13 protein-coding genes are annotated in these 15,871 nt (G+C 69.3%); 9 read left to right on the forward strand and 4 right to left on the reverse strand.

Features of this window, described 5'->3' with window-relative positions; all coding sequences use genetic code 11:
- Positions 1-44: 44 nt before the first annotated feature.
- A complete protein-coding gene (locus AC1DW0_RS20845) occupies positions 45-605 on the reverse strand; it encodes an ECF-type sigma factor (RefSeq protein ID WP_457323246.1) in 561 nt (186 codons plus the stop codon).
- 115 nt (positions 606-720) lie between these two features.
- On the opposite strand from AC1DW0_RS20845, the gene AC1DW0_RS20850 reads away from it, so the two are divergent.
- Together AC1DW0_RS20850 and AC1DW0_RS20855 are read left to right on the forward strand one after the other, a co-directional pair.
- Positions 721-3,606: a protein kinase domain-containing protein gene (locus AC1DW0_RS20850; RefSeq protein ID WP_477947728.1), complete on the forward strand. Its 2,886-nt coding sequence runs from the start codon at positions 721-723 to the stop codon at positions 3,604-3,606.
- A gap of 49 nt (positions 3,607-3,655) precedes the next feature.
- Complete coding sequence (locus AC1DW0_RS20855; protein WP_056201399.1) at positions 3,656-4,276, forward strand: TIGR00645 family protein; 621 nt, start codon at positions 3,656-3,658, stop codon at positions 4,274-4,276.
- An 8-nt stretch (positions 4,277-4,284) separates the two neighbouring features.
- On the opposite strand, the gene fumC is transcribed toward AC1DW0_RS20855, so the two are convergent.
- Positions 4,285-5,673 (reverse strand): class II fumarate hydratase, encoded by a 1,389-nt coding sequence (fumC, locus tag AC1DW0_RS20860; RefSeq protein ID WP_457353174.1) that lies wholly within the window; start codon positions 5,671-5,673, stop codon positions 4,285-4,287.
- Between the two features lie 111 nt (positions 5,674-5,784).
- Here fumC and AC1DW0_RS20865 point away from each other — a divergent pair, with 111 nt between their 5' ends.
- The 4 genes from AC1DW0_RS20865 to ahr are packed head-to-tail and all read left to right on the forward strand — an operon-like array spanning position 5,785 to position 9,719.
- Positions 5,785-7,323: a fumarate hydratase gene (locus tag AC1DW0_RS20865; protein ID WP_477947731.1), complete on the forward strand. Its 1,539-nt coding sequence runs from the start codon at positions 5,785-5,787 to the stop codon at positions 7,321-7,323.
- Between the two features lie 38 nt (positions 7,324-7,361).
- Complete coding sequence (locus tag AC1DW0_RS20870; protein WP_457325365.1) at positions 7,362-7,820, forward strand: GNAT family N-acetyltransferase; 459 nt, start codon at positions 7,362-7,364, stop codon at positions 7,818-7,820.
- A 16-nt stretch (positions 7,821-7,836) separates the two neighbouring features.
- Positions 7,837-8,682, forward strand: a complete 846-nt coding sequence (locus tag AC1DW0_RS20875) for a CE1 family esterase (RefSeq protein ID WP_477947733.1) — start codon at positions 7,837-7,839, stop codon at positions 8,680-8,682.
- Positions 8,683-8,705: 23 nt separating this feature from the next.
- Complete coding sequence (ahr, locus tag AC1DW0_RS20880) at positions 8,706-9,719, forward strand: NADPH-dependent aldehyde reductase Ahr (RefSeq protein WP_457390445.1); 1,014 nt, start codon at positions 8,706-8,708, stop codon at positions 9,717-9,719.
- Here the strand turns inward: ahr and AC1DW0_RS20885 are convergent.
- Positions 9,716-11,026 (reverse strand): mechanosensitive ion channel family protein, encoded by a 1,311-nt coding sequence (locus AC1DW0_RS20885; RefSeq protein WP_056201386.1) that lies wholly within the window; start codon positions 11,024-11,026, stop codon positions 9,716-9,718. The two genes, ahr and AC1DW0_RS20885, sit on opposite strands and share 4 nt — an antisense overlap.
- Positions 11,027-11,147: 121 nt before the next feature.
- Positions 11,148-12,083 carry a histone deacetylase family protein gene (locus tag AC1DW0_RS20890; protein ID WP_477947735.1) on the reverse strand — a complete coding sequence of 312 codons (936 nt, stop codon included), beginning with the start codon at positions 12,081-12,083 and terminating at the stop codon, positions 11,148-11,150.
- A gap of 23 nt (positions 12,084-12,106) precedes the next feature.
- Between AC1DW0_RS20890 and AC1DW0_RS20895 the strand changes: the two genes are divergently transcribed.
- The 3 genes from AC1DW0_RS20895 (at position 12,107) to AC1DW0_RS20905 (ending at position 15,567) form a co-directional block, all read left to right on the forward strand.
- On the forward strand, positions 12,107-13,045 hold the full coding sequence (locus tag AC1DW0_RS20895) for an AAA family ATPase (protein ID WP_056201379.1): 939 nt from the start codon (positions 12,107-12,109) through the stop codon (positions 13,043-13,045).
- Between the two features lie 105 nt (positions 13,046-13,150).
- Positions 13,151-14,821: an ExeA family protein gene (locus tag AC1DW0_RS20900; RefSeq protein WP_477947738.1), complete on the forward strand. Its 1,671-nt coding sequence runs from the start codon at positions 13,151-13,153 to the stop codon at positions 14,819-14,821.
- A gap of 26 nt (positions 14,822-14,847) precedes the next feature.
- Entirely contained in the window at positions 14,848-15,567 is a 720-nt protein-coding gene (locus AC1DW0_RS20905; RefSeq protein WP_477947740.1) for a general secretion pathway protein GspB, read from the forward strand.
- The last annotated feature ends 304 nt before the right edge of the window (positions 15,568-15,871 follow it).

Here is a 15,871-nt window from a genome sequence, read left to right on the forward strand (position 1 = left end):
AGCCTTGCAGCGAATCCGGACAAGACCGCCGCCCCCCGGCGCGCTCACTGGCCCAGCAGCACTCCCAGCAGCAGCCGCGCCTTGTCCCAGTCACGGCGCACCGTGCGGTCGGTGAGCTGCAGCGCCTCGGCGATCTCGAGGTCGTTGTAGCCGCCGAAATAGCGCATCTCCACCACCTTGGCCAGGCGCGGCTCGGCCGCGGCCAGGGCCTCCAGGGCCTCGTGCACCTTCAGCACCTCGTCTTCGCCGGCCGGCGTGCTGTCGGCGATGTGGGTGTCCAGCGTCAGGTGAGCCAGACCACTGCCACGGCGCTGGGCCTGGCGCTCGCGCACCGCGTCGATGATGACGGAGCGCATCACCTGTGAGGCATAGGCGAAGAAGGCGCGCCGGCTGTCCGGCCGCAGCCGGCCGCTGCCCAGAAAGCGCAGATAGCTCTCATGCACCAGCACTGTGGTGTCGAGCACGGTGTTGCGCCCGCCGTCGCGCAGGCGGGAGCGGGCCAACTTGCGCAGTTCGTCGTAAGCGGCAGCGAAGAGCCGGTCCTGGGCGCCGGCGCTACCGGCATTGACCTGTTCGATCAGGGTTTCGATGGCATCGTCTGGCACGGGCGCATGGTGCCAGCGCACTGCCGCCACGGACATCATCCTTACTGGGGATGTCCGCCCTGGCGATGCGCTTGCGTCTGACCTAGTGTGCGAACCCAATGAAAAGAGCCCAACGATGCTGACCCCGGCGGACATGAGCCGGCTGAGCCGACTGCTCGACCAGGCCCAGGCGCTGGCGCCCGAAAGCCATGAAGCCTGGCTGGCAGCCCTGCCGCCGGACGCCGCACACCTCGTGGCGGCGCTGCGCGACATGCTGGCGAACCCGCCCGGCGAGCTGACACTGCCGCGCCTGGGCGCCTGGGAGGGCGAGGACCCCGCCGCCGTACACGCCGGCGACCGCATCGGCCCCTACCGGCTGCTGGAAGAGATCGGCCGCGGCGGCATGGGCAGTGTGTGGCGGGCCGAGCGGGCGGACGGCAGCTACCGGCGCGAGGTGGCGCTCAAGCTGCCACGGCTGACCTGGGGCGAGGGGCTGGCACGACTGATGGCCCAGGAGCGGGACATCGGCGCGATGCTGGAGCACCCCAACATCGCCCGCCTCTACGACGCCGGCATCGACATGCGCGGCTGGCCGTATCTCGCGCTGGAACTGGTGGCCGGCCAACCCATCGACGCCTGGTGTCGCGAGCAGGCCTTGAGCGTGAACGCGCGCCTGACGCTGCTGTTGCAGGTCATGCGCGCCGTCGGCTATGCCCACGGGCGGTTGGTCGTGCACCGCGACATCAAGCCTTCCAACGTGCTGGTGACGCCCGACGGCCAGGCCCATTTGCTGGACTTCGGCATCGCCAAGTTGCTGTCCGAGGCTGCCGTTGGCGCCGGCCTCACGCTGGCGTCGGAGCGCCATCTGACGCCCCACTACGCCTCGCCGGAGCAGTTGCGCGACGCGCCGGTCACCGTGTCCACCGACGTCTACAGCCTGGGCGTGCTGGCCTTCGAACTGTTGACCGGCCACACGCCGTATCGCCTTGCTCGCGACAGCCGCGCTGCCTGGGAAGCAGCGGTACTTGTCGATGAGCCCGAGCGCGCCAGCATCCGCTGCACTGACACCGCGACGGCCCGCGCGCTGCGCGGTGACATCGACGCCATCCTGGCCAAGGCGCTGCGGCGCGACCCGGCCGAGCGCTATGCCAGCGTCGACGCCTTCGCCCAGGACGTGGAGCGCCACCTGCGCGGCGAGGCAGTGCTGGCCCAGCCCGACAGCACTTGGCACCGCCTCGGCCGCACGCTGCGCCGCCACAGGCTTGCCTTCGGCACGTCGGCGGTCGTCATCGCCGCGCTGGCGCTGGGCGGCGGCATTGCGCTGCGCCAGGCCCAGCGCGCCGAGCTGGCGGCACAGCGCCAGCGCGTCATGACCAGTTTCACCGCGGCCTTGCTGCGAGCCGACCAGGCTGCCTTCTTTGCCCGCACGGATTCGCGCCGCCCCACGCCCGAGCTGACGCTGGCCGACAGCGCCGCGCTGGTCCAGCAGCGCTTCCCGGAAGAGCCCGAACTGCAGGCCGACTTGCTGGGCGCGATCGCACGCCTCTTCCTGGAGATGGACCGGCCCGACCTGGCCGCCGATCATGCGCAGCGCCAGGTCGAAGCCCTGCAACGCGCGGACGCCGGCCGGCAGGCGCTGGCGGCGGCACGGCTGCTGGCCGCGGAGGCCTGGCTGGCGGCCAGCCGCTGGGCCGAGGCCGATGCTGCCGCGCAAGAGGCGCTGAAGCTGGCAGGCGGTGATCCCTTGCTGCGCGCCGAGGCGCTGGCCTCGATGGCGCAGGCTGCCTGGTCCGCCGGCCGTGCAAAGGCGGCGCAGGCCGCGCTGCAGGAGGTTGAGCCCATGCTGCCGGCACAGCCCGCCAGCTCGACGGCGCCGGCTCGCACGCAGGTGCTGCGGGCCGAGATGGCGGAGCGGGCAGACCAGCCCACCGAGGCCGACGCCCATCTGGAGCGCAGCGTCGCGCTGGCGCTCAGCGCGCACGGGGACGCATCGCCGCTCGTGCATCGGCTGCGATCTCTCGCCGCGCAGAGTCTGATCGAACATGGGCGCGCACAGGCCGCGGCGCCGTTCATCGACGCCGTCGTGCGCAACCTGAATGCACGCGGCGGCCAGGCGGTCATCGAGGCCCGCGTCATCCAGACCGAATTTGCGCTGGCCCGCTACCAGGCGGGCCTGGCCCGCCATGCGGATGCCCAGCAGGCCGCCGACTCGGCCGCGGCCCTGATCGAAGTCCAGCCGGAGCCACCGCAAGCCCTGCAACTGCGCCTGAACCTGGCGCGCAGCCGCCTGGCCTACATCCACGGCGATATCCAGTCGGCGTGGACCTTTCTGCATTCCAGCTTTCCGGCATCCTCGGAAGGCCGGCCGCCCCGGTACTGGCAGCGCCTGCAATGGACCGCATCCGACATCTTTGCCGCCGCCGTGGGCGCCATATTCACCCAAGGCCACGAGGTGGGTGACTACTGGCAGAAGCTCATCCGCGATGGGCAGATGCGGCCGCTGGACCAGCCCGGTGACCTGGCGCGCTTCGCGCTGTGGCTGACGGCAGCGGGGGATGCTCAGGAAGGCCTGCTCAAGCTCGAGGCCGCGTCGCCTACACCGGCCTCGCGCGCCATGTTGGCCTGGGTCAAAGCCCAGATCCTGCTCGACCTGGGTCGACCGGCCGAAGCCGCGGCCGCCGTGCAGGGCCTGTCGCCGGGGTCCACGCCTGACCTGCCACCCGAGCGCTTCACCAGCGAGGCCGTCGCTGCCCAGCTGGACTGCATCCAGGGCCGCGCCGGGGCCGGGCGCGACAAGCTCGTCGCCCAGGCCGAGGCCCTCCTGCGTGACCGCAACCCGAACTCACCCCGGCCCGCCTGGTTGCGCGCCCAGGCGGGCCTGTGCGCCCTGGCCGCAGGCGACCGCCCTGGTGCGCTCGCTCTGGCAGCCCAGACGCGCCAGGCCTTCAAGGCTCAGCCCGATGTGGCGGCGTATTCCAAACTGCCGCTGCAAAAGCTCGACATCGCACTGCAGCGCCGTTGACACGGCCTGTCCCTAGAATCCGCGCGTTCTTCGCCGACCCCGGACTTCCATGACAGCCCCGCTGCGCCCCCTGCCCCGCCTGATCTTCGCCAGCCGCTGGCTGCAACTGCCCCTCTACCTGGGCCTGATCCTGGCGCAGGCCGTCTACGTCTTCCAGTTCTGGACCGAGCTGGTGCACCTGATCGAGGCGGCGTTCGGCGACCAGCATGCGCTTGAAATCCTGGTCAAGAGCATTGGCTACAAGAGCGCCACCATCAAGGACGCCGCCGGCCTGGTTGTCGGCTATGAGCCGATCGCCAAACTCAACGAGACGATCCTGATGCTGGTCGTGCTGGGGCTGATCGACGTGGTGATGATCTCCAACCTGCTGATCATGGTCATCGTCGGCGGCTACGAGACCTTCGTGTCGCGCATGGACCTCGACGGCCACCCCGACCAGCCCGAGTGGCTGAGCCACGTGAATGCCTCGGTGCTGAAGGTCAAGCTGGCCACGGCCATCATCGGCATCAGCTCCATCCACCTGCTGAAGACCTTCATCAACGCCGACAACTACGCCGAGAAGACGCTGATGTACCAGACCATCATCCACGTCGCCTTCCTGCTGTCGGCCATGGCCATCGCCTTCACGGACCGGCTGTTGCCGCAGCCGCCCCACGGCGAGAAGCACTAGAGCGTCAGTCAGCGGCCGACCATCTGCCCCGGCACCACCCAGGCGTCGAACTGCTCGGCCGTCACATGGCCCAGCGCCAGCGCCGCCTCGCGCAGGCTGCTGCCTTCCTTGTGCGCCTTCTTGGCGATCTGGGCGGCCTTGTCGTAGCCGATATGCGTGTTGAGCGCCGTCACCAACATCAGTGAGCGCGCCACCAACTCGGCAATGCGCCCCTCATTGGGCTCGATGCCGACGGCACAGTGCCTGTTGAAGCTGGCCATGCCATCGGCCAGCAGGCGTGCGCTCTGCAGGAAGTTGTGGATGACCATCGGGCGAAAGACGTTCAGCTCGAAGTTGCCCGACGCGCCGCCGATGTTGATGGCCACGTCGTTGCCCATGACCTGGGCGGCCAGCATGGTCACCGCCTCGCTCTGGGTCGGGTTGACCTTGCCGGGCATGATGGACGAGCCCGGCTCGTTCTCCGGGATGCTGATCTCGCCAATGCCGCTGCGCGGGCCGCTGGCCAGCCAGCGCACGTCGTTGGCGATCTTGGTCAGGCTGGCCGCCAGCGTCTTCAGCGCGCCGTGGGCGTGGACGAGGGCGTCGCAGGAGGCCATGGCCTCGAACTTGTTCGGTGCCGTGACGAAGTCATGGCCCGTCAGTCGCGCCAGCTCCGCGGCGACCTGCTCGGCATAGCCCTTGGGCGCGTTCAGCCCGGTGCCCACCGCCGTGCCGCCCAAAGCCAGCTCGTACAGATGCGGCAGCGCCGCCAGCACATGCCGCTCGCCGTGGTTCAGCTGCGCCACCCAGCCCGAGATCTCCTGCCCCAGCGTCAGCGGCGTCGCGTCCTGCAGATGGGTGCGGCCGATCTTGACGATGTCGTCAAAGGCCTCGGCCTTCTGCTGCAGCGTCGTGCGCAGTGCGCGCAGCGGCGGCAGCAGGCGCTCCTGCAAGGCCTGCACGGCGGCGACATGCATGGCGGTCGGGAAGACGTCGTTGCTGCTCTGGCTGCGGTTCACGTCGTCATTGGGATGCACCAGCCGCCCCTCGCCCCGCTCGCCGCCCAGCAGCTCGCTGGCGCGGTTGGCCAGCACCTCGTTGACGTTCATGTTCGTCTGCGTACCCGAGCCCGTCTGCCAGACCACCAACGGGAACTCGTCAGCATGCAGGCCACCAATGACCTCGTCGGCCGCGGCCACGATGGCCTCGGTCTTGGCCTGGTCCTGCAGCCCCAGCCCACGGTTCACGACGGCCGACGCTCGCTTCACCTTGGCCAGCGCTCGAATCAGCTCGGGCGCCTGGCGTTCGCCGGAGATGTCGAAGTTCTGCAGCGAGCGCTGCGTCTGCGCGCCCCACAGCTTGTCGGCCGGCACCTCGATGGGGCCGAAGGTGTCGTGCTCGATGCGGGTTCTGCTCATGACGATTCTCACGAAGGCGGGGTTGGCTTTCAGCATAGCCAGGATGAGAACCCTTCTCATCTTTGCGGCCACCGATAATTCCGGCCGCCCCCAAGCTTGTCTGCCCTCCAAATGACCACGATCCGCCAGCAAGACCTCATCGACAGCGTTGCTGCCGCCCTGCAGTACATCTCCTACTACCACCCGGCCGACTACATCGCCCACCTGGCCCGCGCCTACGAGAGCGAAGCTTCGCCGGCGGCCAAGGACGCGATCGCCCAGATCCTCACCAACAGCCGCATGTGCGCGGAAGGCCGCCGCCCGATCTGCCAGGACACCGGCATCGTCAATGTCTTCCTGAAGATCGGCATGGACGTGCGCTGGGAAGGCTTTGCCGGCAGCATCGAGGACGCCATCAACGAAGGCGTGCGCCAGGGTTACCTCAACCCGGACAACAAGCTGCGCGCCAGCGTGCTGGACGACCCCATCTTTGCGCGCAAGAACACGAAGGACAACACGCCCGCCGTCGTGCAGATGGAGCTGGTGCCCGGCAACACCGTGGACGTCATCGTCGCGGCCAAGGGCGGTGGCAGTGAGAACAAGAGCAAGGTCTACATGCTCAACCCCAGCGACGACATCGTCGACTGGGTGCTGAAGACTGTGCCGACCATGGGCGCCGGCTGGTGCCCGCCCGGCATGCTGGGCATCGGCGTCGGCGGCACGGCCGAGAAGGCCGCCTTGCTGGCCAAGCAAGCGCTGATGGAAGACATCGACATGTACGAGCTGCTGCAGCGCGGCCCGCAGAACAAGCTCGAAGAGATGCGCATCGAGCTGTACGAGAAGGTCAACGCCTTGGGCATCGGCGCGCAGGGCCTGGGCGGCCTGACGACCGTGCTGGACGTGAAGATCAAGACCTTCCCGACGCATGCAGCCAGCAAGCCCATCGCCATGATCCCGAACTGCGCGGCCACGCGCCACGCCCACTTCGTGCTGGATGGCAGTGGCCCGAGCTACCTCGAGCCGCCCAGCCTGGACCTGTGGCCCGATGTGAAGTGGGCGCCAGACTACAACAAGAGCCGGCGCGTCGACCTGAACACGCTGACGCCGGACATCGTCGCCACCTGGAAGGCCGGCGAGACGCTGCTGCTGAACGGCAAGATGCTGACCGGCCGCGATGCCGCCCACAAGCGCATCCAGGACATGCTGGCCAAGGGTGAGCCGCTGCCGGTGGACTTCACCAACCGCGCCATCTACTACGTCGGCCCCGTGGACCCGGTGCGAGACGAGGTGGTGGGCCCGGCCGGCCCGACGACCGCCACGCGCATGGACAAGTTCACCGACATGATGCTGGCCAAGACCGGCCTCATCGCCATGGTCGGCAAGGCCGAACGCGGGCCGGTCGCCATCGAGTCCATCAAGAACCACAAGAGCGCCTACCTGATGGCGGTGGGCGGCTCGGCCTACCTGGTCAGCAAGGCGATCAAGGGCGCCAAGGTCGTCGGCTTTGAAGACCTCGGCATGGAAGCCATCTACGAGTTCGACGTGGTGGACATGCCCGTCACCGTGGCGGTCGACGCCACCGGCACCAGCGCCCACATCACCGGCCCGGCGGAGTGGAAGCAGCGTATCGCCTCGGGCAAGGCCGTCGGCATCCCGGTCGCCTCGGCCTGACGCCTACACAATCGGGTGGTCAACCTTGACCACCCGATATGACCCAAGTCCGCCCCCTCCAGCCCACCGACCGCGCCGCCTGGCAGCCCCTCTGGGACGGCTACAACGCCTTCTACGGCCGTGCCGGCGAGACCGCGCTGCCCGCTGAAGTCACCGAGACCACCTGGGCGCGCTTCTTCGACGCCACCGAACCGGTTCATGCACTGGTCGCCGAAGATGAAAGCGGCCAGCTGCTCGGCCTCGTGCACTACCTCTATCACCGCAGCACGACGCGCGTCGAGCTGACCTGCTATCTGCAGGACCTGTTCACGACACCTGAGGCGCGTGGCCGCGGCGTGGGCCGCGCCCTGATCGAGGCCGTGTATGCGGCGGCCCGCGAGGCGGGCATCAAGCGCGTCTACTGGCAGACGCACACCACCAACGCCACGGGCCGCGCGCTGTACGACAAGGTTGCACATCACATGGGCTTCATCGTCTACGCCCAAGACGTCGCCTGACCTCGGAGGACTTCAAGTGCGCCTGTTTTTCGTCGCCGCCGTCCTGCTGGCGCTGTACACCCTCTCGCCGCCCGCCAGGGCACAGACCTGCGCCCTGACGCCGGTCGCCGGCGAGATGCGCGAGCTGACCTCGGGTGGCCGCACGCGGACTTATCGACTCTTCGTGCCGCCTGCCGTCGCGGGCCGCAGCCAGCTCCCGCTGGTCTTCGACCTGCACGGCACGGGCGGCAAGACCGCGGGGCGCGCCAGGGAAAGCGGCTTCGAGACACTGGCGGCGCGAGAGGGCTTCGCTGTCGCCACACTGCAGGCGGAAGACTCGCGCTGGAATGTGCCGGTGGCCAGCAACCGCGCCGACGATGTGCAGTACGTGTCCGATGTCATCGACCACATTGCCGCCCAGGTCTGCATCGACCCGAAGCGGGTCTATTCGACCGGCTTCTCAGGCGGCGGGCGCATGTCCTCTTTGCTCGGCTGCCGCCTGAACCACCGCATCGCAGCCATCGCACCGGTCGGCGGGCTGCGCTGGTTCGGCCCCTGCGCGGGCCGCGCCGTGCCGGTGCTGACCGTGCACGGCCTGGCGGACTCGACCAACTCCTACGAAGGTCATGCCGACCGCGGCCCCGAGTGGGTGGAAAGCGTGCCGGAAGCCCTGGCCGGATGGGCCGCCCACAACCGTTGCCAGCCCAAACTCGTCCAGGACGCCCAGCCCGGAGCGCTCCAGACCATCCGCTACGCGGGCTGCACGGGCAACTCAGAGGTCAGGCTGCTGCGCATCGACGGCATGGGCCACATCTGGCCCCATACCGAGGTCGATGCAACCGACACGATCTGGCAGTTCTTCAAGGCTCACCCGCTCCAGTAGGTCGAACACAACAGGAGACTCGCATGTCCAACATCCGCGCCTACGCCGCCCTCGCCCCCGGCGGCGCCCTGCAACCCTTCGACTACGACCCCGGCCCGCTGGGCGACGAGGACGTCGAAGTCACCGTCGAGCACTGCGGCATCTGCCACTCCGACCTGGCCATGATCGACAGCGAGTGGTTCCCGGCCGCCTACCCCGTGGTGCCCGGCCACGAGGTCATTGGCCGCGTCACGGCGCTGGGCGCCCATGCCAAGGGCCGACAGATCGGCCAACGCGTCGGTGTGGGCTGGCATGCCAGCAGCTGCACGCATTGCAATTTCTGCCTCGGCGGCGAGCAGCATCTGTGCGGCAAGCGCCAGCCGACGCTGATCGGCCGCCATGGCGGCTTCGCGGACCGGCTGCGCGCCCACTGGAGTTGGGCCGTGCCCCTGCCCGATGCGCTGGACCCGGTCGCGGCGGGCCCGCTGATGTGCGGCGGTGGCACGGTCTTCCTGCCCTTTGTACTGCATGCCATCAAGCCGACCGACCGCGTCGGCGTCGTCGGCATCGGCGGCCTGGGTCACCTGGCCGTCAAGTTCGCACGTGCCTGGGGCTGCGAGGTCACGGCCTTCACGTCGTCGCCCTCCAAGCGCGACGAAGCCCTCGCACTGGGCGCGCACAAGACGCTGTCCAGCGTCGACAAGGCCGAGCTGAAAGCCGCCGCCGGCAGCCTGGACTTCCTGCTCATCACCGTGGGCGCCGCATTGAACTGGGACGCACTGCTGGCCACGCTGGCACCCAAGGGCCGCATGCATCTGGTCGGCGTCGTCACCGACGCGATGGCATTGAAGAGTGGCGGCCTGCTGAGCTGGCAGAAGAGCCTGTCGGCCTCACCCACACCGCCGCCCTCCGTCCTGAAGACCATGCTGGACTTCTCGGCACGGCATCAGATCCTGCCGCAGGTGGAACGTTTCCCGATGAGCCGCGTCAACGACGCACTGGATCACCTGCGCTCAGGCAAGGCGCGCTACCGCGTGGTGTTGGACGCCGATTTCTAGTCGCCAGTCGGTGCAGGTGCCTCCGGCGACGTGGCCGTGGTCGCCGACTTCGGCTGGCGCTGCACCTGCTGCGGGTAGGGAATGTCCACGCCCAGGCGCTGCAGCGTGTGCAGCACGGCCAGGTTGACGTCCGAGCGCACGCCGCCGCTGCCGTTCTCGGGGTCCATGATCCAGAAGAACACGCTCAGCTCCAGGCCGCTGTCGGCAAAGCGGCTCAGCTGCACCGATGGCCCCGGGTCGCTCAACACGCGCGGGACTTCGGTGACGGCTTTGGTGATGGCCTGCATGACGTTGTCGACGTCGCAGTCGTAGTCCACCTGCACCACCGTCGACAGCAGCACGCGCGGGTCGGCCAGCGACGAGTTCTCGACCCGCTGAGTGATCAGGATCTCGTTGGGCACGATGGCTTCCTTGCCGCCGAGCGACCGGATCACCGTGTAACGCGTCTTGATGTCGGTCACGCGGCCCTCGAAGCCGTCGACCTTGACCATGTCGCCGATGCGCAAGCTCCGCTCGGCCAGGATGACAAAGCCGCTCACGTAATTCGCCGCCAGCTTCTGCAGGCCAAAGCCCAGGCCCACGCCCAGCGCGCCGCCCAGCACGCCCAGGGCCGTCAGGTCGATGCCCGCAGCCGACAGCGCGAACAGCAGGCCGATGAAGAGCAGCAGCGAGCGGATCGCGTTGGACGCGATCTTGCGCATGGACAGGTCCAGTGACTCGCGGCGCAGCAGCTGGGCCTCGATGGCCGACGAGATCCATAGCGCAACGACCAGCACCAGCGTGGCCGTCAACCCGCCCTCGATGAGGTTGCGCAGCGTCAGCTTGACGGTGCCGAATTTCCAGCCGATGTCGTCCAGCTCGTCCATCAGCACGGGCCACAGGCCGGTGATCCACAGCACCGCGCCGATCCACACCAGCCAGGAGCCCAGCTTCTCCAGCGCCTTGAAGGCGGTCGAGTTGGGCCAGGCGGCGCGCAGCACGCGGGCGATGAGCCGGATGGCGGCCAGCGATACCAGCACCGGCAGGGCCAGCTTGAACAAGGCCGGTGCCAACCCATACAGCGGCAGCAGGCGGCGCGCGCCAAAGGCCAGGGCCAGGGCGAACAGTGGGAAAAGCGTGCCGTCGATGACGCGATCGCCGAACAGCACGCTGTTCTCGCGCCGGGTGACGGCGCGCGACAGCGCCCAACTCAGCAACCCTGCCAGAGCCAGGCAGCCGAATAGCAGGCCCCATTCGGCCAGCGCGTCGGCGCTGAAGACACGGGTCAGCAAGGCCTGGAGTTCGGCCAGGCTCAAAGGTTGGTGCATACGGTTTTAGTCAGTTGGGGACAGAGCTACTCGCTGCGCTCGGGCGGTCTGTCCCGCAAAATTCTCAGCTTAGTTGGGGACGGAGCTACTCGCTTCGCTCGGGCGGTCTGTCCCGCAAAGTTCACAAATCAGCCAATACGCGCAAATGGATGCCCACGCTGCGCGCGAGGGCGTGCAGGTTATAGCCGCCCTCCAGGACCGACACGATACGGCCTTGCGCATGACGGTCGGCCACGGCCTTGATCTTCTGGGTGATCCATTCGTAGTCGGCCTCGACGAGGCCCAACTGGCCGAGATCGTCGTCGCGGTGGGCGTCGAAGCCGGCGGAGATGAAGATCATCTGCGGCTTGAAGCGCTCCAGGGCCGGCAGCCACATGGCCTCGATGATCTCGCGCACCTCGCCGCCACGCGTGTAGGCCGGCAGCGGCACGTTGACCATGTTGGTGCCCTTGGGGACGGCACCGCTGTAGGGGTAGAGCGGATGCTGGAACAGGCTGACCATCAGCACGCGCTCGTCGCCGGCAATGATGTCCTCGGTGCCGTTGCCATGGTGGACGTCGAAGTCGACGATGGCCACGCGCTTGAGGCCGCGCCGGTCCAGCGCGTGCCGCGCAGCGATGGCCACGTTGTTGAAGAAGCAAAAACCCATGCTCTGGTCGCGCGTGGCATGGTGGCCGGGCGGGCGCACCGAGCAGAAGGCGTTGTCGGCACGGCCGTCGATGACGAGGTCGGTCGCCTGCACGGCAGCACCCGCCGCATGCAGGGCGGCGGTCCAGGTATGGGCGTTGGCCGAGGTGTCGGGGTCGACGGCGCAACGTTCGCCCGTCTCGGCGCAGTCCCGCAGCAGGGCGCCGATCTCGGCGACATAGCCGTGGGTGTGAGCCAGCTCCACGTCCTTCAGGTCCACCGGCCGGGCGTCGAAGTACTCGAGCGCCTGGCCCAGGCCCGAGGCGATCAGCCAGTCGTCGATGGCGGCCAGCCGCTCCGGGCATTCGGGATGGCCTTCGCCCATGTCGTGGCGGCGGCATTCGGGAGGGTTGAAGTAGGCGGTAGGCATGTCTCTTGATATGGTCCAGCCTCATGACGCAAGCTCCATCACGAACGCTGGCAGCGCAACTGCTGGCACTGCAAAACCAGATTAGCACGGTCATCAAGGGCAAGCCGGCGCAGATCGCCGATTCCCTGGCCTGCCTGATCGCCGGCGGCCACCTGCTGATCGAGGACCTGCCCGGCGTCGGCAAGACGACGCTGGCCCATGCGCTGGCCATTTCCCTGGGGCTGAAGTTCTCGCGCCTGCAGTTCACGGCCGACCTGCTGCCCAGCGACCTGCTGGGTGTCAGCGTCTACGAGCGCGAGAAGAACGGCTTCGCCTTCCACCCCGGCCCGGTGTTCGCCCAGGTGCTGCTGGCCGACGAGATCAACCGCGCCGGCCCCAAGACCCAGAGCGCGTTGCTGGAGGCCATGGAGGAGCACCAGGTCAGCATCGAGGGCATCAGCCACCCGCTGCCCGAGCCCTTCTTCGTCATCGCCACGCAGAACCCCAGCGAGCAGCTCGGCACTTTCCCGCTGCCAGAGTCGCAGCTGGACCGCTTCCTGATGTGCATCTCGCTGGGCTACCCCGACGCCGCCGCCGAGCGCGAGCTGCTGACCGGGAAGGACAGCCGCGAGCAACTGCGGTCGCTGGGCGCCCTCATGACGCCGGCGGAGCTGATCCAGGCGCAAGCCGCCGTCAAGGCCATCCACGCCGCGCCGCCGCTGCTGGACTACCTGCAGGCACTGATTGCGGCCACACGCTCGGGCCAATGGTTCGTGGAAGGCCTGTCGCCACGCGCCGGCCTGGCCGTGCTGCGAGCCTCCCGCGCCCGGGCCCTGCTGCAGGGGCGCGACTATGTGTCGCCCGACGACGTGCAGGCCATCCTGCCGCAAACCATCGCCCACCGCCTGCAGCCTCGCGCCGGCGCGGGCCGCGGCGCTCGCGAGCAGGTGCGGGCGATGATCGAAGCCATCGCCCTCCCCTAGCTTGGCGCTGATTGCCGGCCTGGCGCTCCTGCGCAGCCGGCACGTCGCGGTTGGCCGGACGGGTTCGGGCCGGGCAGATCGGCGGGATGGTTATCCTGCCGCCCCATGTACGTGCCCTTCTTCGGCTTGAAACAAGCGCCGTTCTCGATCGCGCCGGACCCGCATTACCTGTTCATGAGCGAGCGCCACCGCGAGGCGCTGGCTCACCTGCTGTACGGGCTGGACGGGGGCGGCGGCTTCGTGCTGCTCACCGGCGAGATCGGCGCCGGCAAGACCACCGTTTGCCGCTGTTTCCTGGAGCAGATCCCGGCGAACTGCAACGTCGCCTACATCTTCAATCCCAAGCTCACCGTCACAGAGCTGCTGCAGGCGATCTGCGACGAATTCCATGTCGTGGTGCCGGCGGGCGCGCGGACGGTGAAGGACTACGTCGACCCGCTGAACGCCTTCCTGCTGGCGCAGCACGCGGCCGGGCGCAACAACGTGCTGATCATCGATGAGGCGCAGAACCTCTCGGCCGACGTGCTGGAGCAATTGCGCCTGCTGACCAATCTGGAAACCAGTGAGCGCAAGCTGCTCCAGGTGGTGCTGATCGGCCAACCCGAGCTCCGCGGCATGCTGGCCCGGCCGGAGCTGGAGCAGCTGGCGCAGCGCGTGATCGCGCGCTTTCACCTGGGCGCGCTGTCCGAGGCCGAGACGGCGCAGTACATCCGCCACCGCCTGAACGTGGCCGGCCTCACCGGCGCGCTGCCCTTCGACCGCAAGGGGCTGCGCCTCATCCACCAGCTCACCCGCGGCGTGCCGCGCCGCATCAACCTGCTCTGCGACCGCGCACTGCTGGGTGGCTATGCCAGCGGCCAGGCGCAGGTCACGCGAACAATAGTGCGCCAGGCTGCGCGCGAGATGTTCGACGAGCAGGCCGCGCCGCCCGTGCCCAGGCGCAGGCCCGTCGCGGCGGGCATTGGCGTGGCCCTGCTGGCCGCGGCCATCGTGGGCGGCTGGCTGGCCTGGCGGGCGCAGCAGGCCACCATGGACGGGCGCCTGCAGAAGGCCAGAGCGGAGGGCATGGCTGCGGCTGCCAGCGCGGCATCTGCTGCGGCAGCGGCTGCGGCTGCGAGTGCGGCTTCGCAACCCGCCTCCGCGGCCAGCCGCGCCGAGCCAGCCCCCGAACTGCTGACGCTCGCCGACTGGAAGCCGCAGGACGCCGACGCCTGGGCGGCCCTCGCCCAGCGCTGGGGCCTGCCGCTGCCGGACAAGGCCGACCCCTGCACCGTGGCCGCGCAGCGCGGCCTGCAGTGCTACCGCAGCGGCAGCGGCAGCCTCTCGCTCATCCGCCTCATCGACCGCCCCGTGCTGCTGACCCTGCAGCGCCCCGGCCACCCGGCGGCCCTGGCCGCGCTGGTGGCGCTGGGCGCGCAGCACGCCACGCTGGTCGTGGACGGCACGCCCCGCCGCGTCACGCTGCCCGAGCTGGCCGGCGCCTGGCGCGGCGAGTTCACGACCTTCTGGCGCGTGCCACCGGGCTATGCAGAGCGGGCCGAGAACATCGTTCCCCTGCGCAACTGGCTGGCCACACAGCTCGCCAGCGTGCCGGGTAGCGCGCCGTCCGCGCCGGCCTCCGCACCCGCGCCCGGCTGGCCCGAGCTGAGCCGCCAGGTGCAGGCCTTCCAGGCCAGCCAGGGTTTGCAACCCGATGGCCGCGTCGGCCCCATCACCCTGATGCAAGTCAACCGGGCTGCCGGTATAGCCGAGCCGCGCCTGGACGTGGCGCGCTGAACGCGAGAATCGCAAGACCTAACGCCATGTCCTACATCCTCGACGCCCTGCGCCGTGCCGAAGCCGATCGCGAACGCGAGCGCGGCCAGGTGCCGGGCCTGAACACCCAAGCGGTATCCGCCAGCGACGCCGCCCGCGCCGCCGGCCCGCGCCGCTGGCTGCCCTGGGCCGGCGGCGGCCTGCTGCTGCTGGCCGGCATCGGCGCCGGCAGTTGGTGGGCAAGCGGCCCGCAGGACGCGACCCCGCCGGTTTCGCCGCCAACGCCCACCCCGGTGGCCACCGCGGCGCCAGTGGCTGTGCCCGCGCCACCCGCCGCGCCACCCGCCGCGCCAACGCCACAGCCCGCCGCGTCCGCCTCGCCCTACCTGCCACTCGTGCCGCCGCCGGTCGCGGTGACCACAGCACCGGCGCCCCGTCCCGTCAGCGAGGCCACGACGCCGGCACCCGTGGCTGTCGCCGTGCCTGCCCCCGTTCCTCCAGCACCGCCCGCCCCAGCTCCCACCCCAGCCGCCGAAGCTCCCATCCCCCGCCTGGCCGAGCTGCCCGAAGCCATCCGCCGCGACGTGCCCCGCATCGTCGTCAGCGGCTCCGTCTACTCCGACGACCCGCGCGGCCGCTTCGCGATGATCAATGGCGAGGTGCTGCGCGAAGGCGCCCAACTGGGCCCCGACCACGTGCTGGAGCTGATCCGCCCGCGCGAGCTGGTGTTCAGGTTCAGGGGCCACCGCTACCGACAACCGGTGTAGGGGCACCGAGGCCGCCACGTCGCTGGCAAAGCAACAGCATGCCTGCAGCACCATGCATCGCCATTGACGCGTACCGCACGCCACAGGCAGACTGGCGGCCTTCATCAATCAGCCCGCAAAGGAGAAGACCATGGAACAAGCAGATCGTGTCGCCCTCCTCCTGCCGGCTGCCTGAGCGCCCAGCACCACTGAGTTCGAACTCGCGTTCGGACTGACCTCGCGTCCACCGCGGGTCCATTGATCGCCGCAACAGCGCGGCCGGCTTCCCACCTGTTGCTCCGCGCCACCGTGCGCGGACGAAGCC

Source organism: Roseateles sp. P4_D2 (assembly GCF_056401875.1).